Genomic DNA, 25,600 nt, shown 5'->3' with positions numbered 1-25,600 from the left:
CCTGACCATCAAAGTGAATCGTTCGATGCCTGACTGGAAAAGCTATGTTTCGCGCGTAATCGAGCTTATGAAGCGCTACCCAGGCATCATCGCGGCGGGCGGGTTCGTGTCCGGTGTCGGCAGCTTCATTCTGGTGGACCGCCAGGCCGGGCTTGCCAGCTGGATCGCTGTGGTCATGCTGATCAGCTGGGTCTGGCTGATGGTGGAAAACTCCATCGTCAGCCTGTTCAACAAACGCTTCGGCAGAGAGATTCCGCAAGGCCTGCTGCGCTATGGCACGCAGATGATCCATCAGGAAAGTCTGTTCTTCGTCCTGCCGTTCTTTTTCATCACCACCACCTGGAACAGCGGACAGGCCATATTCACGGCCATCCTCGGAGCCGCCGGCCTCATTTCCATCATCGATCCGCTGTACTACAAATGGCTGGCGCCGCGACGCTGGCTGTTCATGGCGCTGCACACGCTGACGTTGTTCGCCGCGTTGCTGACCGCGCTGCCGATCATCGTCCACCTGACCACCGCGCAAAGTTACAAACTGGCTCTGGGTGTGGCGATGCTGCTGTCGTTTCCCAGCCTGGCGTCGAGCTTTCCGATCAACAACTGGCAGCGGGCAATCGTGGTGCCGGCCGTGATTCTGGCGATCGGAGCGGGCGGCTGGCTGCTGCGCTCCTGGGTGCCGCCGGCGACTTTGTGGCTGACCGACGTCGCCGTCAGCACCGATTTCGACAACAAGAACCGCAAACCGGGTGAAAGCATCAGCCAGATCAGCGCCAGCCAGCTTCGCAATGGCGGGCTGTATGCGTACACCGCGATCAACGCGCCGCGTGGTCTGGAGGAGCGGATCTATCACGTCTGGCGTCATGAAGGAAAAGACATGGACCGCATCGCGCTGGACATCCATGGCGGACGCAAGGAAGGCTATCGCGCCTGGACCCACAAGCAAAACTTCCCTGAGGACGTGATCGGGCGCTGGCAGGTGAGGGTGCTGACCGAGGACGGGCAGATGATCGGGGTGCTGCGCTTTATCGTGACGGACACCAATGAGCCGGCGGTATCGCGTCAGTCCGGGCGGATCATCCGGCTCAAGCCGGGCGGCGACAGCCGGGAGCAGCTACCCGCCAGCGAAACCGAAACGCCGGCGAGTCCCGCCACCCCCTGACAGGTCAGCTCGCGGTCGCGCCGAAGAACCAGTAGCACACGAAGATCGCCGCCACTACGCCGGCGAACTCGGCCAGCAGCGCGCAGCCAACTGCGTGTCGGGCGCGCTGGATGCCCACCGCGCCGAAGTAAACGGCCAGCACGTAGAAAGTGGTTTCGGTACTGCCCTGGATGGTGGCGGCGGCGAGGGCCGCGAAGCTGTCCACACCCTGGGTCTGCATGGTCTCGATCAACAAGGCCCGGGCGGCGCTGCCGGAAAACGGCTTGACCATCGCGGTCGGCAGCGCGTCGACGAAGCGCGTGTCCCAGCCCAGCCATTCGATCAGGTGCCGGATGCCTTCCAGGCCGAAGTCCAGGGCGCCGGAAGCCCGCAGGACGCCCACCGCGCAGAGCATCGCCACCAGATACGGCAGCAGGCCCTTGGCGACATCGAAACCTTCCTTGGCTCCCTCGACGAACGCTTCGTAAACCTTCACTTGCCGAAGCGCGCCGATCACCAGAAACAGCATGATCAGGCCGAACAGCGTGAGATTGCCAAGGATCGAGGACAATCCGGCCAATGCGGCCGCCGACAAAGTGCCGAGGAACGCCATGAAGCCGCCGAGCAACAGAGCGCCCGGCACCAGATAGGCAAGCACGACAGGGTCCCAGAGGCGCAGACGCTGGACAATCGCGACCGATAGCAGGCCCACCAGGGTCGAGGCGCTGGTGGCGAGCAGAATCGGCAGGAACACCAGCGTCGGGTCAGCAGCGCCTTGCTGGGCCCGGTACATGAAGATGGTGACCGGCAACAGCGTCAACGAAGAGGCATTGAGCACCAGAAACAGAATCTGGGCGTTGCTGGCGGCATTAGGTGTCGGGTTGAGGTCCTGCAACGACCGCATGGCCTTGAGGCCGATGGGCGTCGCCGCGTTATCCAGCCCCAGGGCATTGGCGGCGAAATTGAGTGTAATCAGGCCCAATGCCGGGTGGCCGGGCGGCACCTCCGGCATCAGGCGCAGAAACAGCGGCCCGAGCACCTTGGCCAGCCAGTCGACGATGCCGGCCTTTTCGGCGATTCGCAGAAAACCGAGCCAGAGCGTCAGGGTGCCGAACAGCAGCACCATCACCTCGACCGACAGCTTGGCCATCGCGAAGATGCTTTCCACCATCGCCGCGAAGATCCCGGCGTTGCCGCCGACCAGCCACTGCGCCAGTGCGGAAATCGCCGCCACGACAAAGAAACCAAGCCACAGGCCGTTGAGCATCGGATACACCTTTCGAAAGTTGCGGCGATGATAACGGCGCAGGTGTCCGGGAGGGAAATCGGGGTTCGGCACACCTGCCGGTAGGAGCCAGCTTGCTGGCGATGCGATATGTCAGGTCAATCGCGTCGCCAGCCATCGCCAGCAAGCTGGCTCCCACGGGGCCCGTAGGAGTGACCGGGGCGGCGTTCCGCCTTGCTCGCGATCTGCCGCAAAGCGGCAGCAAAACCAGGCGACGCGGTGTTTCAGGTAAAACCGTGTCCCCAACAATCGCCAGCAAGCTGGCTCCTACAGGGCCCGTAGGAGTGACCGAGGCGGCGCGGTGTTTCAAGTAAAACCGCGTCGCCACAATCGCCAGCAAGCTGGCTCCCACGGGAGAGAGTTTGCAGGGGCCCGGGTTACTCGGACACCGGCACGGCGTCCTTGCTGCGCCAGTGCGGCAGGGAGTTCCAGTAGCGCTCGCCCTTGGCGTCATCGTACATGCCTTCCCAGCGCGAGATGATTAGCACTGCCAACGCGTTGCCGATCACATTCAGTGCGGTACGGGCCATGTCCATGATGCGGTCGACGCCAGCGATGAATGCCAGACCTTCCAGAGGAATGCCGACGCTGCCCAGAGTCGCCAGCAGCACCACGAAAGACACACCCGGAACACCCGCGATGCCTTTGGAGGTGACCATCAGGGTCAGTACCAGCATGAGCTGTTGGCCGATGGACAGGTCGATGCCGTAAAGCTGGGCAATGAAGATCGCCGCGATGCTCTGGTACAGCGTGGAGCCGTCCAGGTTGAACGAATAGCCGGTCGGTACCACGAAGCTGCAGATGGCTTTCGGCGCGCCGTAGGCTTCCATCTTGCTGATCACCCGCGGCAGTGCGGTTTCAGAGCTGGCGGTGGAGTAGGCCAGGATCAGCTCGTCCTTGAAGATGCGCATCAGCTTCACGACCGAGAAGCCGAAGGCGCGGGCGATCAGACCCAGCACCACGAACGCGAAGAACGCAATCGCCGCGTAGACCAGGATGACCAGTTTGGCGAGCGGCAGCAGGGAAGCGAAACCGAAGTTGGCGACGGTCACTGCGATCAGCGCGAAAACTCCGATTGGCGCGTAGTTCATGATCATGTGGGTGACCTTGAACATGGTTTCCGACACGCCCTGAAACATCTTGACCAGCGGCTCGCGAACGTCAGCCTGCAGGCTGGACAGGCCGAGGCCGAACATCACCGAGAAGAAAATGATCGGCAGCATGTCGGCACGGGCCATGGCCGCGAAAATGTTCGCCGGAATCAGGTTCAGGATAGTGGCGACGAAGGCATGATCATGCTGAACCTCGGCGGTGGTCTGCTGATATTTGGAAATATCCACAGTCCCCAGGGTGCTCATGTCGATGCCGGCGCCTGGCTGGAAGATATTGGCAAGCAACAGGCCAACGATGATCGCGATGGTGGTAACCACTTCGAAATAAATGATGGTCTTGAGGCCGATGCGACCGAGTTTCTTGGCATCGCCCACCCCTGCGATACCGACCACCAGCGAGGCCACTACGATCGGCACGACGATCATCTTGATCAGACGAATGAAGATATCGCCGGCCGGTTGCAGAACGTTACTGATCCACCAGGCTTTTTCAGCACTGAAATGATTGAGCAGAGCGCCCAGGGCGATTCCCAGCACCAGTCCGATCAGAATCTGCCAGGCCAGACTCAGTTTTGCCTTCTTCATACGCATACCCTTGTGCAAATGGCTGGACATATCTAAAAGCGACACGCGGACCCGGCGCTCAACCACCGGTTCGTGAATCGCTACTTCCTCGAACATGTCCACAAAAGGTCCGCGCAGGCGGGCATCCAGGCCCTATTGCGCGAGAAAAAGGCGCAACTATTCCCACGGCAACAAGCGGCGTCTAATGCCAGAAACGACTAGCCCATGCCGAATCGGCATAAGCTTCAGACGAAATGTCACGGTTTGATGAGCGTACGGAAGCGGGTGATTTGTCCGGAAACTGGCTATTGCGTCGCCTTCAGGCTGGCAAGAGGGGGGATGGTGGGCAGCAGAAACGAAGACCGGACCGAGGAATATTCCTACGTTATTTGCTGGACGTACGGTCAATTGGGAAAAAACACGATGGAGAGAATATAAAAGCGCCACATCATTCGCCGACCTTCTCTTCGATCTTGTCGAAGCCTTGTCGCCATCCGATGTGGCAGCTTTGCCTGACCCGGCCCATTCACGGGAGTACTCCCTGTACTCCTAGGTCCCGCCGACTCTTTCAGTCAACGCGTCCCGGCCCCTTGGTCATGCGCGTATCCTCTTCGGACCGCGCAACGATAGAAAGCACGTTGGTATGCCTTCCTGCTCGATCAGTACCAGTTCGGGTCTTTGCGCAGTTGCTCGTGCAGGAGCTTCTGCATGCCTTCGTCAGGCTCACCCAGGAAACGGTAAGTTGCATGACGGGTAGGCGATTTGTCTGAAGGAAGCCCCGCAGGCACTTCGACCAGCATCGCGTACGCATCTTCTTTATCCAGGCTGAATGCAACGATCAGCCGCTTGCTCTTGCAGGTGCCGGCGGTTTCACAAAGCGGACCGACCAGGTACTGGTCGCCGTCTTCGGTTACAGCCGTCATCTGTTCGGAGGAGCCGGACAGGTTGAGGACCCAGTCCGGTAACCGCTCTTCCTTGCGCACGACTTCAGTCCAGGTCTCGCGGTACTCGGGAGCACTGCTGAGCAACTCGCTGACCCGGGCCTGCCCGTCATTGGCAGCCATTGCCAAGGCACTGCCGCCCATCAGCAGGGCGGCTGCCAGTGAAAGGTACGTCTTGCGCATGTCAGCCTCGTCCGCGACGACCGAAGAAGAACGACACGATGAACATCACCAGGAACACAACGAACAGGATCTTGGCGATACCGGTAGCGGTGCCCGCGATACCACCGAAGCCCAGTACAGCAGCCACGATAGCAATGATCAGAAACGTGATAGCCCAACTCAACATGGTGATACTCCTTTACTGCCGTTTTTAGTTTTCAGGGTTTACTCGGGATCGGATCAGAAGACCCACTTCTGCTGCGGCGCCACCTCATCCACAGACACCAGCCCGTCCACTGGACGAACAGCTTGCGCCTCGCTGGTCACAGCCGCCGCGTTGAAGGCGCGAATGCAGGGAGTGCTGTGTGAGACAGGGTGTTTGACGAGGGCAGCGTCGCTGGCTTGGGTCCAATGCTGGAACTGCTGAATGGCAATCAGTGTTACCAGTACGGCCAGGAGTAGAAACAGGGCCTGCTGGATATGGAGAGAGGAGATCCGCAACTGTGCAATGCGCTGGCTGATCATCGAATTCTCTCCACTGGGTGCTATTCAATCGTACCGGCCGTGTCACGACCTTCGTTGAAAGGGATATTGCAGAGTGCGTGCCAGTTTTAATGAGAAGATTTTGTTCAATTAAATCAATAGGTTATAGATATCTGCCGGAGCGAATCGCTAGCAAGCTGCACGATTACCCCTGGATAATCGTGCGTTCTGCACGGCGCCAATAATGGCCATTTGCCTAATCAGCCAGCACTGCGTGCCATGACCTTGAGCGCGTCTGCATTCACGCCTTTCACACCACGGATATTGCGCGCGATTTCTACCGCGAGTTCCTTCTCGGCAAAGTTGGCGACGATACCGTCAAGGCTCACGACTCCGTTATCGGTCGACACCTTTATATTCAGCCCGTCCAACGTCCGGCTATAGATGAGGCTCGACTTCACTTTGCTGGTCACCCAGGCATCGCTGAGCTGTTCGGCAGGGCTCAGGTTCTGGGGCTGGGCTTTGGCGGCAATCGAATCCGCCGCGCTGATGCTGATCAGATTGTTGACTGTGATTACACCGTCGGTGTTGGTCGCCAGGCTTCCGGCCAGTTCCTTGGCTTCGGGGCTCTGCGCGCGGCCCTTGAGGGTCACCACACCGTCGCGGGTGTCTACATCGATATGCAACGCTTCGGTAACGCTGCTCCACAGCAGCTTGGACTTGACCGTGGCGGTCAGCGTCGCATCTTCGAAACGCTGCGCCAGTGCGCCGCGGCTTCCAGGCTCGCCGGCTACCGCCGAATCGACCTGCAACTGGTTGTCCACCTTGTCGATGCCTTCTATATCCAGCGCGATCCGCTCGGCCAGCTCGCGATCGACCTCGTTTTCAACCTTGCCCTTGAGGATTGCTGTGCCTTGCTCGACGTCGACATCGAGTTTAAAAGGGCTCAAATGGCGGTTCAGGGCAAACGCTGTCCAGATAGAGCCTTCCTGACGCGCTTCGGCGAGTTGTCCGGCCAGGTCATTCTGGGCCGCCTGTGCCAGTGTCGCGCCGCCCAGTACAGCGGCGGTCGAGGTAATCAGCGCGAGCTTTTTCAGCAGGTGCATAGGAGTCTCCTGTTGGCTTTCTCAGATGGATGACAGACGCGCAGCAGCATTCGCGAGCGCGCCCGTTCGCCATGACATGCGCAGATAGCTACCATGCATGCCGCAGAATCAATCAGAATGGACCATGCAACTTGCCCGATGATTCCGAGACTAACTGAGACTATTCATTAAGGAGCGTAGGAAAAATGGAAGCAGCCACTGATAATCAGGGCCGTATTCTGCTCGTGGACGATGAGTCCGCCATCCTTCGCACGTTCCGGTACTGCCTGGAAGACGAGGGCTACAGCGTCGCCACTGCCAACAGTGCAGCTCAGGCCGATCTGCTGATGCAACGCCAAGTGTTTGATCTTTGTTTTCTCGATTTGCGTCTGGGCGAAGACAACGGACTGGATGTACTGGCACAAATGCGTATTCAGGCGCCATGGATGCGCGTGGTGATCGTCACGGCTCACTCGGCAGTGGACACCGCGGTCGATGCGATCCAGGCTGGCGCGGCCGACTATCTGGTCAAACCCTGCAGCCCGGACCAGTTGCGTCTGGCGACCGCCAAACAGCTGGAGGTTCGTCAGCTGTCGGCCCGGCTGGAAGCGCTCGAAGGTGAGATCCGCAAGCCCAAGGACGGCCTGGATTCCCACAGTCCGTCCATGATGGCGATCCTGGAAACGGCCCGCCAAGTGGCCGTGACCGATGCCAACATTCTGATCCTCGGTGAGTCCGGGACCGGCAAGGGCGAACTGGCGCGTGCGATTCACGGCTGGAGCAAGCGCGCCAAAAAAGCCTGCGTGACCATCAACTGCCCGTCGCTCACCGCCGAACTGATGGAAAGCGAGCTGTTCGGTCACAGTCGTGGCGCGTTCACCGGCGCCAGCGAAAGCACGCTTGGCCGGGTCAATCAGGCCGACGGCGGCACGCTGTTCCTCGACGAAATCGGCGACTTCCCGCTGACCTTGCAGCCCAAGTTGCTGCGCTTCATTCAGGACAAGGAATACGAACGCGTCGGCGACCCCGTGACCCGCCGTGCCGATGTGCGCATCCTGGCCGCGACCAACCTCAATCTGGAGGACATGGTCCGCAGCGGTCGCTTCCGGGAAGACCTGCTGTACCGCCTCAACGTCATCACTCTGCACCTGCCGGCCCTGCGCGAGCGCAGCGAAGACATCCTGACCCTGGCGGACCGTTTCCTGGCACGCTTCGTCAAGGACTACGCACGTCCGGCACGGGGCTTCAGCGAGGAAGCCCGCGCGGCGCTGCTCAACTATCGGTGGCCGGGCAATATTCGCGAACTGCGTAACGTGATCGAGCGGGCGAGCATCATCTGCCCATCGGAGCGCGTGGAAGTCAGCCATCTGGGCATGGCCGAACAGCCGGTCAACAACGCTCCACGGGTCGGTGCCGCACTGAGTCTGGACGAGCTGGAAAAAGCCCATATCGGCGCGGTTCTGGCCTCCAGCGACACGCTGGATCAGGCAGCCAAGACGTTGGGCATCGACGCGTCGACGCTCTATCGAAAACGTAAACAATACAACCTGTGAATTGCCGCCCATGAAACTGGCAATGAAACTACGGACCCGCCTGTTCCTGAGCATTTCGGCGCTGATCACGGTGGCGCTGTTGGGATTACTGCTGGGCCTGGTCAGCGTCATGCAGATGGCCCGTACCCAGGAATCCCTCATCCAGCACAACTTCGCGACTCTGGATCTCGGTCTCAAGCTGCGCCAGAACGTGGGCGACCAGCTGATCATGATGACCGGCTACCCACGTGACGAAGCCGCGCTGGCAGCGGTGCAGGAGCAGTTCAAGGAACTCCTGGAGCAGGGCTTCGGGCAGGACACGCAAAGCAACGTGCGTTCCGGATTCGAAAAGACCAGGGCCGAATACGACCGGTTTCTGGAGGTGTATCAGCGCATAGGCGCCGACAGCCGCGGCATCCATGGGGTGCCTGAGCTGCGCGAGGCGTTCGATGCATTGCGCCAGGGCCTTCAGGAAACCCATCAGCACGCGCTGCAGAACATCAGCGACGCTGAAATCAGCTCGCGTCAACGCGCGCTGTGGATTGCCGGCCTGCTGGGAATGGTCGGCCTTGCGGTGTTGTGCATCGGCTTCATCACCGCGCACGGTATCGCGCGACGCTTCGGAGCACCTATCGAAGCCCTGGCTCAGGCGGCCGACCGCATCGGTCAGGGAAACTACGAAGTGACCTTGCCGATCTCCTCGGCGGCCGAGATGAATCTGCTTACGCGACGCTTCGGGATCATGGCTGAGGCGCTGCGCCAGCACCAGGCGACCAACGTCGACGAGCTTCTGGCGGGTCAGCAACGTTTGCAGGCCGTTCTCGACAGTATCGACGACGGTCTGCTGATGATCGACCGCCAAGGGCAACTGGAGCACCTCAATCCAGTGGCGCAGCGGCAACTGGGCTGGGACGAAAGTCGTCTGGGCCAGGGCTTGGGCGAAGCCTTGGGTCGTCCCGAACTCGATGACCAGCTGTTCCTGATTCTGCGCGGCGGCACACTGGAGCGCGCGCCGGAGGATCTGGTCATCGAGGTCGACGGCGAGTCGCGCCTGCTGACCTACAGCCTGACGCCGGTCAGCCATACCAAGGGGCATATCCTGGGCGCCGTGATGGTTCTGCATGACGTGACCGAACAGCGGGCTTTCGAGCGGGTGCGCAGTGAGTTCGTGCTGCGCGCTTCCCACGAATTGCGTACGCCTGTCACCGGCATGCACATGGCCTTCGGCCTGTTGCAGGAGCGGCTGGACTTCAAGCCGGACTCACGCGAAGCGGATCTGCTCAACACCGTGACCGAAGAAATGCAGCGGCTGATGCAGTTGATCAATGACCTGCTGAACTTCTCGCGTTATCAGAACGGTCTGCAGAAACTCAAACTGGCGCCATGTTCGATCGAGCAACTGCTGGAAGAAGCCCGGTCGCGCTTTAGTGACAAGGCTCAGGAGCAGGACATAGTGCTGATGCTGGACATCCAGGAGCCGCTGCCACGCCTGCATGTCGATGCTTCGCAACTGGAGCGGGTGCTGGACAATCTGCTGGACAATGCCCTGCGACATACCCCGCAGAACGGTCTGATCCGCCTGCAGGGCCGGCGCCACGGCGAGCGGGTCATCATCAGCGTCGAAGACAACGGCGAAGGCATTGCGTACGGCCAGCAAGGGCGGATCTTCGAGCCGTTCGTGCAGGTAGGGCGCAAGAAAGGCGGCGCGGGGCTGGGACTGGCACTGTGCAAGGAAATCGTGCAGCTGCATGGCGGCCGGATGGGCGTCTATTCGCGTCCGGGACAGGGCACGCAGTTCTACATGGCATTGCCGCTTTAGGCGGTCAGGCCACGTCGTCGCGACGTCGAGGCGAGTTGCGGCGGCCGCCGGTGACCAACTCGACGAACTGCGTGGCTGTCAAAGGCCGGGCGAACAGCCAGCCCTGACCATGGGTCACGCCTTCGCTCTTGAGCAACAGCGCCTGGGATTCGAACTCGATGCCTTCGGCGATCACCCGCAACTGCAGCGCGTGGGCCATGCGAATGATATGCGGCGCCACGCCGCTGCTGGCCGCGTCGTAACCCAGCGCATCGACGAAAGCCTTGTCGATCTTCAGGCAATCGACCGGCAACGTTTGCAGATAGGACAAGCTGCAATAGCCGGTGCCGAAATCATCGATCAATACCTGATGCCCCCGGTCGCGCAGAACCTGCAGGTGATTGCGCGCGACCACCACATCGACCATGCCGCGCTCGGTCACCTCGAAGGCGATCTGCCTGGGCGCCACTTTGTGCAGCGCCAGCAGACGGGCGCTGACGCGTCCGATCCGCGCCGATACGACATCGCACGCCGCGAGATTGACCGAGATATACAGACTGGGATTGGCGCGCAACAGTGAGCCGAGCTGCTCCAGCGATTGCTGCAGGACAAAATCAGTGATCTGCCGGATCTGCCCGGTGTTTTCCGCCAGCGGAATGAACAGGTCAGGGCTGGTCAGCGTCCCGTCGGGGCGCCGCCAGCGCACCAGCGCCTCGGCACCCACGCAGCGCCGGGTTTCCAGATTGAATATCGGCTGGTACAGCACTTTCAGCTCGCCGCGGCGCAGCGCCCCGGTCAGCTCGAAGCCCAGACTCTTGCGCTGTTGCAGCGCCTGGAAAACCAGCGCGCCGATGCACAGCGAAATCAGCAGGCTGACCGGAATCAGCAGCTCCCATGCACCGGTGATCTTGTCCTGAACCCCCAGCCTGGGCGTGATCAACACCAGCTGATACTCCGGACTCTGGGTAGGCATGCTGTAGATCAGCTGTCCTTGAGTGGTGATCAAGGCGCCATTGGTGCCGGACGTCCAGTCCTGGGGAGGCCATGCCTGGGCGGGGCCCAGCACCGGAATGGCACGCGCGCCGTTGTCCAGAACCACCAGCAGGCTGCCCCCGGCGGGCAGATCGACGACATCGGTCAGATGCCCGCGAGAAGTGGACACGCGAAAGTCTCCGCGCCCCAACACCAGCGCCGCCAGATTATCGTCCGGCTGTGCCGAGGTATTGAGCCAGTAATCGTAAGTAGGCCCCTGGATATCGGGCGGGCGGGGATCGTGGATGACCTTTTTGCGCGACCAGCTTGAACAGGTTCGAGCATCGCCCACGTACGCGGCTTCATAGATGAACCGATTGCCGGAAATGACCTCACGCAACCGGCTGACCATCTCCGGACTGCAACGACGCAACGGCTGCTGTTCCAGCTGATCGAGCCCGGCGCGCAACTGGCTGAACAGTTGTTCAAGCCTTGCCAGAAAGCGCTCGCCCTGGGCGTTCATTTGCAAGGTTTCGTTCTGCCGGGCCTGATGAACCGCCAGCCCGAAACTGCCGCATACCAGCACGATGGCACTCAGCAAGGCGGCCAGCATGGCAAGCAACCAGGGGTTGGACAGGTTCAGGCGAGGGCGGGCAGCCGAGGGCATTGATGGATATCCAGAGGAATACCCATCAGGTATAGCAACAAGCCTGAAAATCGCTCGCCGCAAAACAGGCGGCGGTCGATTTAATTGCTGTGGTTGAGCACCTGCAGGATCGCGGCGCTCTGGGCATCGGGTTCGCCGTCGAAGCGCGCCGGGCGATAACGCATCTGGAACGCAGCCAGAACGTTGCGGGTTTCAGCGTCGAAGACTCCGGTACGAGGCGTTTTGTAGCCCAATTGCGCAAGTTGCTGCTGGAACCATGCGATGCCGGGTGGATTGGTCGCCAACAGCGCCTGACGCTGGGCGACCAGCCGCTCGTCCGGCCATACGCCAAGACCTTCCTGGGCCAGGCGTTTCCAGGGAAACAGCGGGCCGGGGTCAAGCTTGCGCATCGGCGCGATGTCGCTGTGGCCAATGATATAGCGAGGGTCGATCTTGTTCCTTTTGACGATGTCCTTGAGCAGCACGGTGATCGATTTGATCTGGCTCTCGGTATAGGGATACCACAAGCGTCCGGTAGGGGTGTCGCGGTAACCGGGATTGACGATTTCGATGCCGATCGAACTGGAGTTGAGCCAGGTGCGCCCGTCCCACTCGCTGTCTCCGGCATGCCAGGCCCGGGCGCCTTCGTCGACCAGCTTGTAGATGGTCGCCGGATCGTCGTCGCCGATCAGATAGTGACTGCTCACCTCGCCACGGGTCAGCAATTGCAGGGAGCGATCCAGCGGGGCGGAGGTGTAGTGCATCACAATGAACTGGATTCGGTTGTCGAAATTCACCGAAGGATGGCTGGTGTCGAGTTTCGGACCGCTGGAACAGGCGGCAAGGAACAACATCAGGAGGGCAGGGACGAACAGCTTCATAGACTTCAGATACGTCGGCGGAAAACGCAACAGCATAACAAAGTGGGCGTCGAGCGCCTGACCGTTGGACCGCAACGGGTCAGGCGGTTGCTTCCAAATGTTTCGGTCAGCCCGCTTCGACCCTGTTCCGACCGTTTTCCTTGGCGCGATACAGCGCCTGATCCGCGCGTTTGAGCGCTATATCGCTGCGCTCGCCGGGCTGGAACGCCGTTACGCCCATGGACACGGTGATGGTTACCCGCTCGCCTTTGAAGTGGAAGGGACATCGCTCTACCGCCGCGCGCAGCTTGTCGAGTAGCGCCCGGCCTTCTTCGAGTGGTGTGCCGGGCAGCAGCATGACGAACTCTTCGCCGCCGAACCGGGCCAGAAAGTCAGTGGCTCGCAAACGTTTATTCAGCACGTTGCCGACGATTTTCAACACCTTGTCCCCGGCCAGATGCCCGTAACCGTCGTTGATGCTCTTGAACCGGTCCAGGTCCAGCATGCACACCAGCAGACTGTTCTTGCGTTGCTGCCAGTGCGCCAGTTCGCGCTCCAGTCGCTCGCCCCAGGCGGCGCGGTTAGGCAGTAGAGTCAGCGGGTCGATCAAGGCTTTCTGTCGTTGTTCCTCCAGGTTCGCCCGGAAACTCTGCGCCTCCTGCTCCATTGTCGCGACACGCGCCGCCAGACCCTGCAAGCGCGCCGCCACTTCCTGTTCGCGGGCGTCACGCTTGCGCTGGTAGTCGTCCATGGTACTGAGCAGGCCTTCGAGGCGGTTGTCCAGCACCTGCTTGAGGCTGACCAGGTCAGAGGCATCCTGAACGCTGCTCTGCAGGCCGCCGACCTGTTCGCGCAACTGCTCATCGAGGTCGCGGGCCGAGGTCCGGCTTTCGGCATGATCCTCACTGGCGGCCTGCAAGTGGCTCTGAAACGACTCCAATCGTTCGTTGAGTTCCTTGAGATAGACGCCAAATGCCTGCTGCTCGCCATTGTTGATGGCGAGCATGAGCACGGCGAGGTCATCGAGAATCGGCAACAGCTCATACCAGTTCAAGCCGTGCTCAAGCCGCTGCCGCATGCTTTCGACCTGCGGGCGGTGGTGCTCGGACAGGGTCAGATCGTCGAGCAGGCCTAGAAGCGTATCTTCGATATGCGCCGCGACCGAACTGTAGCTGGGTTCGGGCGAAGCGGGCAGCGCATAGGCAACGTCTTCGTCGCTGTCCGCCTGCTCTGTTTCCGGTCCGGCTTCAGGTGCTTCGATCGGCTCGGGACGCTGTTCGAACGGCACGACTGGAATCGGCGCCAGCAGGCCTTCGACGATAGCTGGCGGCTCGCTGACAGGCTGCGGCTCGGGCTCGTCGACCGCTTGCACGACAGGCAGGGGGGCTGGCGCCTGAGTGGAACTGTCCACCGCAACCGGAGCCGGCTGCTCGACCGGAGCCTCTGTGCCGAAAGTCTCTGGCGGATCGAGCACTTCGTCGTCAGGCTCGGTTACCTGTGCATCCTGAGTAGCAGGTTCGGGCGCAGGCTCCGCGACGCCGGCAACCTCGGGTGCCACGGCAGCGTTTCGCGCCGCCTCGACCGGCGTGTCTTCGCTCTCCGCCTCACGGCCGCCGAACAAGCGCTGCAACAGCCCCGGACGTGGCGCCTCTTCAGGCTTGTCGAGTGTGCGGAGGGCTTTGCCCTGCAAACCGCTCAGCTCGCTCAACAGCAAGGGCAGCTCGCGAGCCTGCGCCGCCCGGTCGTCCAGATTCTTGGCGAATCGCTTGAGAGGCTTGCGCACATCGCGCGGCAGAGGCAACGCCTGCAGTTGTTGAACCAGCGCGTTGAGGGCCGTGAGCGTCTGCCCGGCGCGCACTTCGCGACGCTGCTCCGATTCGAGCACAGCTTTTTCAAGGCGCGGGATCAACGCGGAAAGACCAGCGTCCATGTCGTCCTTGCGGACGATTTCGCGCATTTCCTTCATGCACTCATCGACGGCGCGATCGGTACCTTCCGCTGCCAGACTGCTGCGCACCAGACCGCGCCGCAGCAGGTCGAGACGGGCACTCCAGCGCTGCTCGAGCCTGTCCTGTTGCTCGATGCCCTTGAGGTATTTCTCTTTCCAGCGTTCGGCGTCGTCGCTCATGTACCGGAGCTACCCGCAACCACGGGCAGGGAGTCGCCGCGCAGCGAATCGGGCAAGCGGATTTCCACTGCGACCGGCAGATGGTCGGATATAGGCTGGGCCAGGACCTGAACACGTTCAAGCGTCAGCGTCGGGCTGAGCAGAATGTGATCGAGGCAGCGTTGCGGCCGCCAGCTGGGAAAGGTCGCTTCGATCTGCGGCGCCAGCAGGCCGAGATCACGCAGCGGAGAAAGCTCCAGCAGGTCGTTGGCATGGGTATTCATGTCACCCATCAGAATCTGGTGGCGGTAACCGCCGATCAGCTCGCGAATGTAGGCCAGTTGCCGCGTGCGGGTCCGCGTCCCCAGCGCCAGATGCATCATGACGACGACCAGAGCGTCTTCGCCCTCGCCGAAGCGCATCAGGATCGCACCACGCCCGGCCGGACCAGGCAGCGGATGATCTTCGATCTTGCCCGGACGCAGGCGACTCAGCACGCCGTTGCTGTGCTGGGCAAAGCGACCGAGATTGCGGTTGAGCTGCTGATACCAGTAAGGGAAGGCACCGAGCTGCGCGAGATGCTCGACCTGGTTGACGAACCCTGAACGCAGGCTGCCACCATCGACCTCCTGCAAGGCCACCAGATCGAAGTCGTTGAGCAACTGACCGATCTTTTGCAGATTGCCTGCCCGGCCGCCGTGGGGCAGCAGATGCTGCCAGCCACGGGTCAGGTAGTGACGGTATCGCTCAGTGCTGATCCCGACCTGGATATTGAAGCTGAGCAAGCGGAGCCGGCCGTCTTCCGGTAACCCGCTTTGCGTCAGGTGATGCTCGTTGACCCGCGGTTCGTGCAGGCCGACGACTCGCTCCGTGCCTTTGCCCCAGCGCCGCATGGGAATTCCTTATTGGGTCTTGCCAGCCGCGCGCTCTTTGGCGATCAGCTGGTCAGCTACCTGCAGAGTGCCTTCCGGACCACCAGCGGTGCCCAGGTCGAAACGGTATTTGCCGTTGACGATCATGGTCGGTACGCCAGTGACTTCATACTTCTTGGCCAATTCCTTGTACTGGGCAATCTTGCCTTTCACAGCGAAGGAATCGAAGGTCTTGAGGAATTCTTCCTTGTTGACACCTTGAGTGGCAACGAAGTCAGCCATGTCGTTCTTGTCGGTCAGACGCTTGCCACCTTTCTGAATGGCATCGAAAACCGCAGCGTGCACCTTGTGCTCGACGCCCATGGTGTCGAGGGTAATGAACAGCTGACCGTGGGCATCCCAAGGACCGCCGAACATGGCGGGAATGCGCACGAAATTCACGTCCGACGGGAGTTTTTCGACCCAGGGATTGATGGTCGGCTCGAATGCGTAGCAGTGTGGGCAGCCATACCAGAACAGCTCCACGACTTCGATCTTGCCTGGTTCGGATACAGGCACAGCGCTGCTCAGTTCGACGTATTGCTTGCCGGCCTCGACAGGTTCGGCGGCCTGGGCGGACATGCCGAACAGACTGGCGGCAACCAGAGCGGCGCTGATGATCAGATTACGCATGCTTAACTCCTGGACAGATGAATCGCCTTCGGACGACAGCTTTTTCGACCGGCCGCCCAGGCTCGAGTTCGTTAGTGTAACGCTCGTCATCATAAAAAAGGGCAGCCGAAGCTGCCCTTTTTGCATATGCGTTCACCCTTTGGACAGCCAGATTCAGTGCAGACCCTGGATGTATTGAGCCAGCGCCTCGATGTCCTTGTTGCTCAACTTGGCCGCAATCGAACGCATCACCATGGTGTCGCCATCGTTGGTGCGGTCTCCCTCGCGAAACGCGGTCAGCTGCTTTTTGATGTAGTCGGCATGCTGGCCACCGAGATGCGGAAAGCCGGCCTGCGCGTTACCGCTGCCGTCCGGAGAATGACAGCCGATGCAGGCAGCCAGTCCCTGATCCAGCTTGCCGCCCCGGAACAAGGCTTCGCCACGCGCGATCAGATTCGGGTCCGCGGCGCCGACCGTACCTTTCTGTCCGGCATAGAACGCTGCGATATCGGCCAGGTCCTGGTCGTTGAGGTTGTTGAGCAGGCCGGTCATCTCCAGCACCACGCGCTTGCCGTCCTTAATTTCATGCAACTGCTTGAGCAGGTAGCGCTCACCCTGGCCGGCGATCTTGGGGAAGTTGGGCGCCATGCTGTTGCCATCCGGACCATGACACGCGCCGCATACAGCCGTCTTGGCCTGCCCGGCGGCAGCGTCGCCCACGACCTTTTCCTCGGCGTGCAACGAACCGCAGATGCCGAGCGCCAACAGCATACTTACGAGTGATTTGTTCATCAGGTAATCCAAATCGGCTAAAAGGTGAAAAAGTCAGGTAGCAGGCGATTTGCTCATCCAACGGACGATGGTTAGCAAATCCGGCTACTGCGGTCCTTGCACATTCCACGCGGCGGCATCGCTTTGAATCCTGTGAACAGCTGATCCAAGCCTTCTTACTCAGCAAAAACCTTTCAGGTTGAAAGCGGACTGCGTTCTAATGCGCATATTAGTTCTCGCTTTCGTGCTCTTCCTCCCTTGGCCGGGAGAAAGCACACACAAAATTTGCGGCATTATATACTCGACCCATCCATACGGAAACGACACCTCTTGCCGCACCCTTGCAGGCACGGCCTCACCGGAAATCACATGCAATTCAAGAATCCCATTCTGGGTCTGTGCCAACAGGCCAAGTTCATGCTCAGCGCGGCCAAGGTCGATCAGTGCCCCGATGACGAAGGCTATGAGGTCGCGTTCGCCGGCCGTTCGAACGCCGGCAAGTCGAGCGCGCTCAACACCCTGACCCACGCCAGTCTGGCGCGCACTTCCAAGACGCCCGGCCGTACCCAGTTGCTCAACTTCTTCAGTCTGGACGAAGAACGCCGGCTGGTGGACTTGCCCGGCTACGGCTACGCCAAGGTGCCGATTCCGCTCAAACAGCACTGGCAGCGCCATCTGGAAGCCTACCTGGGCAGCCGCGAGAGCTTGAAAGGTCTGATTCTGATGATGGACATCCGTCATCCAATGACAGACTTCGACACCTTGATGCTCGACTGGGCCATCGCCAGCCAGATGCCGATGCATATCTTGCTGACCAAGGCCGACAAGCTGACGTACGGCGCCGCGAAAAACACCTTGCTCAAGGTGCAGTCCGAAATCCGCAAGGGCTGGGGCGATGCAGTCACCATCCAGCTGTTCTCCGCGCCCAAGCGCATGGGGCTGGAAGAAGCCTATAGCGTATTGGCCGGATGGATGGAGCTGGAAGACAAGGTGGCGGCGGAATAAATCGCGGGCAAAAAAAACCCCGGACTTCGTATGGGGAGGGGGAAGAACGGGGTTTAAGGTCCAGACCCTTAGGGTGGGGCCCGGATATCTGCCAACACTTAACACAACATAGGAGCATGACCGGCTTCTCAGCCAATCGAGAGGTCTGACCGGGTTTTCACCGGTTAAGTTCCGCCGGTCAGAAAATGTCATTTTCCGGCGGCCGGTCGACGAGCCTGTTCCCAGGCTCGTCCGGCGTCGTCAGTGCGCTTCGTCCCAGTTGCTTCCAACCCCGACCTCGACCAGCAGCGGCACTGCCAGCTCTGCCGCGCCGCTCATGTGCGGACGAATCTGCTCGCTGATCTGATCGACCAGATCCTCACGCACTTCCAGCACCAGTTCGTCGTGCACCTGAAGGATTACGCGGGCGTCCAGCGCGGATTCGTCCAGCCAGCGGTTCACTTCCACCATGGCGCGCTTGATGATATCCGCGGCCGTGCCCTGCATGGGGGCGTTGATCGCCATGCGCTCCGCGCCTTTGCGCAGGGAAGGGTTCTTGGCGTTGATGTCCGGCAGATACAGCCGACGCCCGAAGATGGTTTCGACGAAGCCCTGCTCGGCGGCCTGAGCGCGGGTGCGCTCCATGTAATTCAGCACGCCCGGGTAACGGGCGAAGTAACGGTCCACATAATCCTGGGACTGCTTGCGATCGACGCCGATCTGCTTGGCGAGGCCGAACGCGCTCATGCCGTAGATCAGACCGAAGTTGATCGCCTTGGCGCTGCGACGCATGTCGGTGGTCACCCCGTCCAGCTCCACGCCGAAGACCTCGGCAGCCGTGGCCCGGTGCACGTCCAGATCGTTGCGGAACGCATGCAGCAGACCTTCGTCCTGGGCCAGATGGGCCATGATGCGCAGTTCGATCTGCGAGTAGTCCGCCGCCAGCAGCTTGTAACCCTTGGGCGCAACGAATGCCTGGCGGATACGACGACCTTCGGCCGTGCGAATCGGGATGTTCTGCAAGTTCGGATCGCTGGACGACAGACGTCCGGTCACGGCCACGGCCTGATGATAGGACGTGTGGATGCGCCCGGTGCGCGGGTTGATCTGTTCCGGCAGCCGGTCGGTGTAGGTGCTCTTGAGCTTGCTCATCGAGCGGTACTGCATCAGTACCTTGGGCAGCGGGTAATCCTGCTCGGCCAGCTCGGCCAACACCGCTTCGGCTGTCGAAGGCTGACCGGTCGCGGTCTTGCTGATGATCGGCATACCGAGCTTTTCGTACAGCACCACGCCCAGTTGCTTGGGCGAGCCGAGGTTGAATTCCTCGCCGGCAATGGCAAATGCCTCGCGCTCCAGAGCGGTCATCTTTTCGCCCAGCTCGACGCTCTGAATGCCCAGCAGGTTGGCGTCGACCAGCGCGCCCTGACGCTCGATGCGCGCCAGTACGGGCAGCAGCGGCATTTCAATTTCGTTGAGGACCGGTTGCAGGCTCGGAATGGCCGCCAGCTTCGCTTCAAAGACTTCATGCAAGCGCAGGGTCAGATCGGCCTCTTCGGCCGCATAGATGCCTGCCTGTTCCAGGGAAATCTGGTCGAAGGACAGCTGTTTGGCGCCTTTGCCGGCGATATCCTGATAATTGACCGGCGTATGGGTCAGATATTTGGCCACCAGACTGTCGCGGTCATGGCGGGTCGCCGTGGAGTCCAGCACGTAGGACTCCAGAATGGTGTCGAATTTCACGCCTTGCAGAGCAATGCCTTGCTGCGGATCGCCGCCAATCGCGCAGTTGGCGAGCAGATTGATCGTGAACTTGGCGTGTTGACCGACCTTGATTCGCGCGGGATCTTCCAGTAGCGGCTTGAGTGCGGTCAGGACGCTATCGCGGTCCAGTTGCTGAGGCACGCCCATATAGGAGTGGTTCAGCGGGATGTACGCGGCTTCATGGGTCTGGATGGCAAACGACAGACCGACGATCTGGGCGCGATGAGCGTCGGTGCCGTTGCTCTGGGCAACGAAGGCGAACAGGCTGGCCTTTTCGAGCTTCTTCAGCCAGTCGTCGAATTGAGCCTGTTCGAGAATGACCTCGTAGGACGCTTCGCGAACCACCACGGGTTCTTCCGGGACCAGTTCCTGACCAGCGCGCTTGGCGTCGCGTTGCAGGTCCTCGATCCAGCTCTTGAATTCCAGCTCGGTGTACAGCTCCATCAACACGTCGCGGTCCGGCTCGCCGCAATGCAGCTGGTCGAGTTCGATATCCAGCGGCACATCGATCTTGATGGTCGCCAGCTCATAGGACAGGAACGCCATGGCCCGGTGCTCTTCGAGCTTGGCCGCCAGCGTCTTGGCACCGCGGATCGGCAGGCCTGCCACGGCTTCGAGATTGTCGTACAGCTCCTTCAGGCCGCCGCCGACGCCGGACAGCAGGCCCACGGCGGTTTTTTCGCCCACGCCCGGCACGCCCGGAATGTTGTCGACCTTGTCGCCCATCAGCGCCAGGTAATCGATGATGTGCTCGGGGCCTACGCCGAATTTTTCCTTTACGCCCGCGACGTCTAGCACGCTGCCGGTCATGGTGTTGACCAGGGTGATATGGCCGTCCACCAGCTGCGCCATGTCCTTGTCGCCGGTGGAGATGATCACCGGACGATCCGCCGCCGCACTGCTGCGCGCCAGAGTGCCGATCACGTCATCCGCCTCGACGCCTTCGATGCACAACAACGGATAGCCCAGGCCTTTGACGCAGGCGTGCAGCAGGTCGACCTGCACCCGCAGATCGTCCGGCATGCTGGGCCGGTTGGACTTGTACTCGGCGTACAGCTCGTCACGGAACGTGCCGCCCTTGGCGTCAAACACCACGGCGAACGGGCTTTCCGGATATTGCCGGCGCAGGCTCTTGAGCATGTTCAGCACGCCTTTGACGGCGCCGGTTGGCAAGCCCTTGGAGGTCGCCAGCGGCGGCAGTGCATGGAAAGCGCGGTATAGATACGAAGAACCGTCTACCAGGACGAGGGGGGCTTGGCTCATGAGCAGAATCAACCTTTTCGGCGGGGTCGGCGCTAGAATGCGAGGACCATTGACGACAAAGGCGTAAGGTTATCATGCGCACAGCGAATCGACTGTTGTTGACCGGCGTGTTGGCGTTCTGTCCGATGATTGCGTTCGCGGCCGAAGATGCCCCGTCGCCGGACCCTGAAGTGACTATCCGCACTGACGGTGGCCGGACCATCCAGGAATATCGCCAGAACGGATTTCTCTACGCCGTGAAAATCACGCCGAAAGGCGGCAAGCCGTATTTCCTTGTGCGCGCCGATGGTACAAGCCCCAATTTCATTCGTTCGGATCAACCGGACATGCTGATTCCCCAATGGGAAATATTCAGCTGGTAAGACCTTTCATTCATTCAACGGGTTGGCAATCTCGATATGTCCGTCTTTACACCCCTGGCTCGGCCCGAGCTGGAAACATTTCTCGCCCCTTACGGGCTCGGCCGTCTGCGTGACTTTCAGGGCATTGCCGCCGGTAGTGAAAACACCAACTATTTCATCAGCCTGGAGCAGGGCGAATTCGTACTGACGCTGGTCGAGCGTGGCCCCGTGCAGGAGATGCCGTTTTTCATCGAACTGCTCGACGTGCTGCATGACGCCGACCTGCCGGTGCCTTATGCCTTGCGCACCACCGACAATCAGGCATTGCGCGAACTGGCCGGCAAACCTGCATTGTTGCAGCCGCGCCTCGCGGGCAAGCACATCAAGGAGCCCAATACCCAGCATTGCATCGAGATCGGCGGCCTGCTGGGCAAGCTGCATCTGGCGACCTGCGATCGGGTGATCGAGCGCAAGACCGACCGTGGTCTGGACTGGATGCTGGAAGAGGGCAACAACTTCCTCTCGCACCTGGGCGAGCGCGAGCGCGCTTTGCTGGACAAGGCGCTAAAAGAGATCGAAGCGTTCAAGCCGCAGATTCTCGCCCTGCCTCGGGCAAACCTGCACGGTGATCTGTTTCGCGACAACACCATGTTCGAAGGCACCCACCTGACAGGCGTCATCGATTTCTACAACGCGTGCTCGGGGCCGATGCTGTACGACCTGGCCATCGCGCTGAACGACTGGTGCTCTGACGAAGACGGCCAGTTGCATCTCGTGCATGCCCGCGCCTTGCTGGGTGCCTACGCGGCGTTGCGTCCGTTCACCGCCGCGGAAGCGCAGCTATGGCCGGTCATGCTGCGCGTCGCCTGCGTGCGCTTCTGGCTGTCACGCCTGATCGCGGCCGAATCGTTCGCCGGGCAGGACGTATTGATCCATGATCCGGTGGAATTCGAAAAGCGCCTGGCCCAGCGCCAGAGCGTCGGCATCAACCTGCCGTTCGCCCTTTAAAGCCCGCACTGGATTTGCATTTTTCGCGGATAAATCCGCTCCTACGGATGGTGCTGGGTTTGTAGGAGCGGCTTTAGCCGCGATAAACGATAACGCGGTCTACCCGAAACACCGCGTCGCCCGTTTGCTGCCGCTCTGCGGCAGATCGCGGCTAAAGCCGCTCCTACGGGCCTTGCGGTTATCTGAAACCCATGTGATCAAAGGCTTTCCAGACACCCCGCCAGGTCATCGCCCAGCTTTTGCAGCATCTGCTCATACCCCTGGGCGGTTGCCGGGGTGTAGCCACCCAGCGCATCCAGCTCGGCGAGCTTGACCGGCAGGCCCGCGGTCAGGGTCTGCGCCAGACGGGGCCGCATTGGCGGCTCGCTGAACACACAGGTCTTGCCCGCTTCCTTCAAGCGTTCGCGCATGGCTGCCACATGTTGAGCGCCGGGCTGGATTTCAGCGGCAACGGCGAACACACCGGCGTGCTTGAGCCCGTAAGCATCTTCGAAGTAATCGAATGCCTCGTGAAACACGAAATATGGCTTATCGGCGATACCGCTGACCCGGCTCTTGATCCGCGCATCCAGCGCGTCAAGACGGTCGACGAACGCATCGGCGTTCTGCCGATAACGCGCGGCATTGGCGGCATCGACCGCGCTCAGGTCATCGGCCATCTTGCGGGCAATGACCCGGGCGTTCGCGCTCGACAGCCACAAATGCGAGTCCAGGCTTCCCGGCATGTGGTCATGATCGTGATCGTGACCCCCCTCGTCGTGATCGTCATGGGACGAGCTGTCGGCCGAAAAATGACGCAGTTTCATGCCTGGCAGGCTCTGCACGGCCACCGCCGGCTGGCTGCGACTCTGGATCACGCGGGGCAGGAAGCTCTCCATGTCCGGTCCGATCCAGTAGAACAATTGCACACCCCTTACCCGTCGTACGTCGGACGGCCGCAAGGCATAGTTATGCGGGGATGCGCCGGGCGGCAGCAGCACATCGGGCTTGCCGACGCCGTCCTGTACGGCGGCGGCGATCAGCTGCAAGGGCTTGATGCTGGTCAGGACCTGAACATCGGCCTGGGCTGAGAGAGAAACCAGCAGACTGGTCGAGATAAATGCAAAAAACTTCAGAAGACGGCGCACGTGATCCACTCATGTAAGGCAGGAACGGGTAACATAATAACGTCCTTGTCACTTATCGTCGCCGCTCATGATCATTACACCTCTGGCCAGCCGTCCCCACGACCACTCTCACTGCGTGCATTCAGCGCTTACCGAAGCCGATTCCCTGTGCGCGAGCAAGGGTCTGCGCCTGACCGCGCTGCGCCGCCGGGTGCTGGAACTGGTCTGGCAAAGCCACAAGCCGCTGGGCGCCTACGACATCCTGGGTGTCCTCAGCGAAGAAGACGGCCGCCGCGCCGCGCCGCCTACCGTGTACCGGGCGCTGGATTTCCTGCTGGAAAACGGCCTGGTGCATCGCATCGCGTCGCTGAATGCCTTCACCGGCTGCAATCACCCCACTCACGCGCATCAGGGCCAGTTCCTGATCTGCCGTGAATGCCACGCCGCCATCGAACTGCAACACCCCAGCATCAGCAGCAGCATTGTCGACGCGGCGGCGGAAGTCGGCTTTGCCGTGGAAGGGCAGACTGTCGAAATCGTCGGGATATGTTCTGGTTGCAAGGCTGCCTGATGAGGACAGCCTTGATTCGCCTTGAGCGGGTGGCGGTCGCGCTCTCGGGGCAAAACGTACTGGACAATATTCATCTGAGCGTCGAGCCAGGGCAGATCGTGACCCTGATCGGGCCCAACGGCGCGGGCAAGACCACACTGGTACGCGCCGTGCTAGGTCTGCTCAAGCCGGATTCCGGTACGGTATGGCGCAAGCCAAAATTGCGCGTCGGCTACATGCCGCAAAAGCTGCATGTCGATCAGACCTTGCCGCTCTCGGTGCTGCGTTTTCTGCGTCTGGTGCCTGGAGTGGACCGCGCCGCGGTGTTGGCCGCGCTTGAAGAAGTGGGCGCCGAGAAAGTCATCGACAGTCCGTTGCAAGGCATCTCCGGTGGTGAAATGCAGCGCGTACTGCTGGCCCGCGCGTTGTTGCGCGAACCTGAACTGCTAGTGCTCGACGAGCCGGTGCAGGGCGTTGACGTCGCCGGGCAGGCCGAGCTGTATAGCCTGATCACCCGATTGCGCGACCGGCATGGTTGCGGCGTGCTGATGGTGTCCCACGATCTGCATCTGGTGATGAGCACGACTGATCAGGTCGTGTGCCTGAATCGGCATGTCTGCTGTTCGGGCCATCCCGAGCAGGTCAGCCACGACCCGGCGTTCGTCGAGCTGTTCGGCCAGAACGCGCCGAGTCTGGCGGTTTATCACCATCATCACGATCACGCCCACGATCTGCATGGCGAGGTGGTAAGCGACACATCAACCCCTCATCCTCATGTTCACGGAGACAGCTGCAAGCATGGCTGATTTTCTACTCTATGCCTTGCTCGCAGGCCTGGCGCTGGCCATCGTGGCTGGTCCTCTCGGTTCCTTCGTGGTCTGGCGGCGCATGGCGTATTTCGGTGACACCTTGTCCCATGCGGCATTGCTCGGTGTTGCGCTGGGTTTCCTGCTGGATGTCAGTCCCACCATTGCGGTCACCTGCGGCTGCCTGCTGCTGGCGGTCCTGCTGGTCACCTTGCAGCAGCGCCAGCCGCTGGCTTCCGACACGCTGCTGGGCATTCTCGCGCCCAGCACGCTGTCGCTGGGCCTGGTGGTGCTGAGCTTCATGCATGAAGTGCGCATCGACCTGATGGCCTATCTGTTTGGCGACCTGCTGGCGATCAGCCCGACCGATCTGGCCTGGATCCTGGGCGGCAGTGCGCTGGTGCTGGTGCTCATCGTCGCGCTGTGGCGGCCGCTGCTGGCGGTCACCGTGCATGAAGAGCTGGCGAAGGTCGAGGGACTGCCCGTCGCTGCATTGCGCATGACGCTGATGCTGTTGATCGCGGTGGTGATTGCGGTAGCGATGAAAATCGTCGGCGTGCTGCTGATCACATCCCTGCTGATCATCCCGGCTGCCGCGGCACAACGTCACGCCCGCTCGCCGGAACAAATGGCCCTGGGCGCCAGTCTGTTGGGCGTGACGGCGGTAGGTATTGGGCTATCGTTGTCGTGGTTCAAGGACACGCCCGCCGGCCCGTCCATCGTGGTCTGCGCCGCTGCGCTGTTCTTGCTCAGCTTTGTTCTCCCCAAGCGAGCGGTGTAGACTTGCTCGTTTTTTGCGCAA

Annotated in this window: 23 protein-coding genes; 9 read left to right on the top strand and 14 right to left on the bottom strand. The window is 61.1% G+C overall.

The window, feature by feature from the left end:
• The first annotated feature begins 25 nt into the window (after window positions 1-25).
• Entirely contained in the window at window positions 26-1,159 is a 1,134-nt protein-coding gene (locus TRP66_RS12130; protein WP_333402463.1) for a DUF5924 family protein, read from the top strand.
• A 4-nt stretch (window positions 1,160-1,163) separates the two neighbouring features.
• Here TRP66_RS12130 and TRP66_RS12125 read toward each other — a convergent pair whose 3' ends face one another.
• From TRP66_RS12125 to TRP66_RS12100, 6 genes are all read right to left on the bottom strand, one after another.
• A complete protein-coding gene (locus tag TRP66_RS12125) occupies window positions 1,164-2,405 on the bottom strand; it encodes a nucleoside recognition domain-containing protein (protein WP_333402461.1) in 1,242 nt (413 codons plus the stop codon).
• A 395-nt stretch (window positions 2,406-2,800) separates the two neighbouring features.
• The gene (gene gltP, locus TRP66_RS12120; RefSeq protein ID WP_333402459.1) at window positions 2,801-4,120 is read right to left on the bottom strand and encodes a glutamate/aspartate:proton symporter GltP; all 1,320 of its coding nucleotides are present in this window, start codon (window positions 4,118-4,120) and stop codon (window positions 2,801-2,803) included.
• Window positions 4,121-4,758: 638 nt separating this feature from the next.
• Entirely contained in the window at window positions 4,759-5,223 is a 465-nt protein-coding gene (locus TRP66_RS12115; protein WP_333402457.1) for an inhibitor of vertebrate lysozyme family protein, read from the bottom strand.
• Window position 5,224: 1 nt separating this feature from the next.
• Window positions 5,225-5,389, bottom strand: a complete 165-nt coding sequence (locus TRP66_RS12110) for a DUF1328 domain-containing protein (protein WP_084378456.1) — start codon at window positions 5,387-5,389, stop codon at window positions 5,225-5,227.
• A gap of 53 nt (window positions 5,390-5,442) precedes the next feature.
• The gene (locus TRP66_RS12105) at window positions 5,443-5,727 is read right to left on the bottom strand and encodes a hypothetical protein (protein ID WP_333402452.1); all 285 of its coding nucleotides are present in this window, start codon (window positions 5,725-5,727) and stop codon (window positions 5,443-5,445) included.
• A gap of 218 nt (window positions 5,728-5,945) precedes the next feature.
• Window positions 5,946-6,791, bottom strand: a complete 846-nt coding sequence (locus tag TRP66_RS12100) for a BON domain-containing protein (RefSeq protein ID WP_333402450.1) — start codon at window positions 6,789-6,791, stop codon at window positions 5,946-5,948.
• Between the two features lie 185 nt (window positions 6,792-6,976).
• On the opposite strand from TRP66_RS12100, the gene algB reads away from it, so the two are divergent.
• Window positions 6,977-8,323, top strand: coding sequence for a sigma-54-dependent response regulator transcription factor AlgB (gene algB, locus TRP66_RS12095; protein ID WP_333402448.1), 1,347 nt, complete (start codon window positions 6,977-6,979; stop codon window positions 8,321-8,323).
• Between the two features lie 10 nt (window positions 8,324-8,333).
• The gene (locus tag TRP66_RS12090; RefSeq protein WP_333402446.1) at window positions 8,334-10,121 is read left to right on the top strand and encodes a KinB sensor domain-containing domain; all 1,788 of its coding nucleotides are present in this window, start codon (window positions 8,334-8,336) and stop codon (window positions 10,119-10,121) included.
• 4 nt (window positions 10,122-10,125) lie between these two features.
• On the opposite strand, the gene TRP66_RS12085 is transcribed toward TRP66_RS12090, so the two are convergent.
• From TRP66_RS12085 to TRP66_RS12060, 6 genes are all read right to left on the bottom strand, one after another.
• A complete protein-coding gene (locus tag TRP66_RS12085) occupies window positions 10,126-11,739 on the bottom strand; it encodes an EAL domain-containing protein (protein WP_333402444.1) in 1,614 nt (537 codons plus the stop codon).
• A gap of 80 nt (window positions 11,740-11,819) precedes the next feature.
• Entirely contained in the window at window positions 11,820-12,599 is a 780-nt protein-coding gene (locus TRP66_RS12080) for an N-acetylmuramoyl-L-alanine amidase (RefSeq protein ID WP_333402442.1), read from the bottom strand.
• Between the two features lie 106 nt (window positions 12,600-12,705).
• A complete protein-coding gene (locus tag TRP66_RS12075; RefSeq protein WP_333402440.1) occupies window positions 12,706-14,706 on the bottom strand; it encodes a GGDEF domain-containing protein in 2,001 nt (666 codons plus the stop codon).
• Window positions 14,703-15,578, bottom strand: a complete 876-nt coding sequence (locus TRP66_RS12070) for an endonuclease/exonuclease/phosphatase family protein (RefSeq protein ID WP_333402438.1) — start codon at window positions 15,576-15,578, stop codon at window positions 14,703-14,705. Before TRP66_RS12070 ends, TRP66_RS12075 begins: the two co-directional genes overlap by 4 nt.
• A gap of 9 nt (window positions 15,579-15,587) precedes the next feature.
• Window positions 15,588-16,229: a thiol:disulfide interchange protein DsbA gene (gene dsbA, locus TRP66_RS12065; protein WP_333402436.1), complete on the bottom strand. Its 642-nt coding sequence runs from the start codon at window positions 16,227-16,229 to the stop codon at window positions 15,588-15,590.
• Window positions 16,230-16,382: 153 nt separating this feature from the next.
• Window positions 16,383-17,000: a c-type cytochrome gene (locus TRP66_RS12060; RefSeq protein ID WP_333402434.1), complete on the bottom strand. Its 618-nt coding sequence runs from the start codon at window positions 16,998-17,000 to the stop codon at window positions 16,383-16,385.
• Between the two features lie 348 nt (window positions 17,001-17,348).
• Here TRP66_RS12060 and yihA point away from each other — a divergent pair, with 348 nt between their 5' ends.
• On the top strand, window positions 17,349-17,984 hold the full coding sequence (yihA, locus tag TRP66_RS12055; protein ID WP_333402432.1) for a ribosome biogenesis GTP-binding protein YihA/YsxC: 636 nt from the start codon (window positions 17,349-17,351) through the stop codon (window positions 17,982-17,984).
• A 240-nt stretch (window positions 17,985-18,224) separates the two neighbouring features.
• Here the strand turns inward: yihA and polA are convergent, their stop codons facing one another.
• Window positions 18,225-20,987, bottom strand: coding sequence for a DNA polymerase I (polA, locus tag TRP66_RS12050; RefSeq protein WP_333402430.1), 2,763 nt, complete (start codon window positions 20,985-20,987; stop codon window positions 18,225-18,227).
• A 74-nt stretch (window positions 20,988-21,061) separates the two neighbouring features.
• Between polA and TRP66_RS12045 the strand changes: the two genes are divergently transcribed.
• On the top strand, window positions 21,062-21,349 hold the full coding sequence (locus tag TRP66_RS12045; protein WP_333402428.1) for a DUF2782 domain-containing protein: 288 nt from the start codon (window positions 21,062-21,064) through the stop codon (window positions 21,347-21,349).
• Between the two features lie 36 nt (window positions 21,350-21,385).
• On the top strand, window positions 21,386-22,336 hold the full coding sequence (locus TRP66_RS12040) for a homoserine kinase (protein ID WP_333402426.1): 951 nt from the start codon (window positions 21,386-21,388) through the stop codon (window positions 22,334-22,336).
• A 197-nt stretch (window positions 22,337-22,533) separates the two neighbouring features.
• On the opposite strand, the gene TRP66_RS12035 is transcribed toward TRP66_RS12040, so the two are convergent.
• On the bottom strand, window positions 22,534-23,463 hold the full coding sequence (locus TRP66_RS12035; protein WP_333402424.1) for a zinc ABC transporter substrate-binding protein: 930 nt from the start codon (window positions 23,461-23,463) through the stop codon (window positions 22,534-22,536).
• A gap of 67 nt (window positions 23,464-23,530) precedes the next feature.
• Between TRP66_RS12035 and TRP66_RS12030 the strand changes: the two genes are divergently transcribed.
• Genes TRP66_RS12030 through znuB form a run of 3 tightly spaced genes read left to right on the top strand, consistent with a single transcriptional unit; the run spans window position 23,531 to window position 25,579 of the window.
• On the top strand, window positions 23,531-24,013 hold the full coding sequence (locus TRP66_RS12030; protein WP_333402422.1) for a Fur family transcriptional regulator: 483 nt from the start codon (window positions 23,531-23,533) through the stop codon (window positions 24,011-24,013).
• Complete coding sequence (znuC, locus tag TRP66_RS12025) at window positions 24,013-24,798, top strand: zinc ABC transporter ATP-binding protein ZnuC (protein WP_333402420.1); 786 nt, start codon at window positions 24,013-24,015, stop codon at window positions 24,796-24,798. Before TRP66_RS12030 ends, znuC begins: the two co-directional genes overlap by 1 nt.
• On the top strand, window positions 24,791-25,579 hold the full coding sequence (gene znuB / locus TRP66_RS12020; protein WP_333402418.1) for a zinc ABC transporter permease subunit ZnuB: 789 nt from the start codon (window positions 24,791-24,793) through the stop codon (window positions 25,577-25,579). Before znuC ends, znuB begins: the two co-directional genes overlap by 8 nt.
• The last annotated feature ends 21 nt before the right edge of the window (window positions 25,580-25,600 follow it).

Origin of the sequence: Pseudomonas sp. JDS28PS106 (assembly GCF_036706555.1) — a bacterium.
Lineage (GTDB): Bacteria > Pseudomonadota > Gammaproteobacteria > Pseudomonadales > Pseudomonadaceae > Aquipseudomonas.
This window is presented reverse-complemented; position numbering and strand designations above follow the sequence as displayed.

Coding starts and splice junctions, on each gene's coding strand:
- TRP66_RS12130 (WP_333402463.1), top strand. CDS start 26: ATGCCTGACTGGAAAAGCTATGTTTCGCGCGTAATCGAGCTTATGAAG.
- algB (WP_333402448.1), top strand. CDS start 6,977: ATGGAAGCAGCCACTGATAATCAGGGCCGTATTCTGCTCGTGGACGAT.
- TRP66_RS12115 (WP_333402457.1), bottom strand. CDS start 5,223: ATGCGCAAGACGTACCTTTCACTGGCAGCCGCCCTGCTGATGGGCGGC.
- TRP66_RS12040 (WP_333402426.1), top strand. CDS start 21,386: ATGTCCGTCTTTACACCCCTGGCTCGGCCCGAGCTGGAAACATTTCTC.
- TRP66_RS12075 (WP_333402440.1), bottom strand. CDS start 14,706: ATGAGCGACGACGCCGAACGCTGGAAAGAGAAATACCTCAAGGGCATC.
- znuB (WP_333402418.1), top strand. CDS start 24,791: ATGGCTGATTTTCTACTCTATGCCTTGCTCGCAGGCCTGGCGCTGGCC.
- TRP66_RS12070 (WP_333402438.1), bottom strand. CDS start 15,578: ATGCGGCGCTGGGGCAAAGGCACGGAGCGAGTCGTCGGCCTGCACGAA.
- dsbA (WP_333402436.1), bottom strand. CDS start 16,229: ATGCGTAATCTGATCATCAGCGCCGCTCTGGTTGCCGCCAGTCTGTTC.
- TRP66_RS12045 (WP_333402428.1), top strand. CDS start 21,062: ATGCGCACAGCGAATCGACTGTTGTTGACCGGCGTGTTGGCGTTCTGT.
- TRP66_RS12100 (WP_333402450.1), bottom strand. CDS start 6,791: ATGCACCTGCTGAAAAAGCTCGCGCTGATTACCTCGACCGCCGCTGTA.
- TRP66_RS12085 (WP_333402444.1), bottom strand. CDS start 11,739: ATGCCCTCGGCTGCCCGCCCTCGCCTGAACCTGTCCAACCCCTGGTTG.
- TRP66_RS12105 (WP_333402452.1), bottom strand. CDS start 5,727: ATGATCAGCCAGCGCATTGCACAGTTGCGGATCTCCTCTCTCCATATC.
- TRP66_RS12125 (WP_333402461.1), bottom strand. CDS start 2,405: ATGCTCAACGGCCTGTGGCTTGGTTTCTTTGTCGTGGCGGCGATTTCC.
- TRP66_RS12080 (WP_333402442.1), bottom strand. CDS start 12,599: ATGAAGCTGTTCGTCCCTGCCCTCCTGATGTTGTTCCTTGCCGCCTGT.
- gltP (WP_333402459.1), bottom strand. CDS start 4,120: ATGAAGAAGGCAAAACTGAGTCTGGCCTGGCAGATTCTGATCGGACTG.
- polA (WP_333402430.1), bottom strand. CDS start 20,987: ATGAGCCAAGCCCCCCTCGTCCTGGTAGACGGTTCTTCGTATCTATAC.
- yihA (WP_333402432.1), top strand. CDS start 17,349: ATGCAATTCAAGAATCCCATTCTGGGTCTGTGCCAACAGGCCAAGTTC.
- TRP66_RS12110 (WP_084378456.1), bottom strand. CDS start 5,389: ATGTTGAGTTGGGCTATCACGTTTCTGATCATTGCTATCGTGGCTGCT.
- TRP66_RS12090 (WP_333402446.1), top strand. CDS start 8,334: ATGAAACTGGCAATGAAACTACGGACCCGCCTGTTCCTGAGCATTTCG.
- TRP66_RS12060 (WP_333402434.1), bottom strand. CDS start 17,000: ATGAACAAATCACTCGTAAGTATGCTGTTGGCGCTCGGCATCTGCGGT.
- znuC (WP_333402420.1), top strand. CDS start 24,013: ATGAGGACAGCCTTGATTCGCCTTGAGCGGGTGGCGGTCGCGCTCTCG.
- TRP66_RS12030 (WP_333402422.1), top strand. CDS start 23,531: ATGATCATTACACCTCTGGCCAGCCGTCCCCACGACCACTCTCACTGC.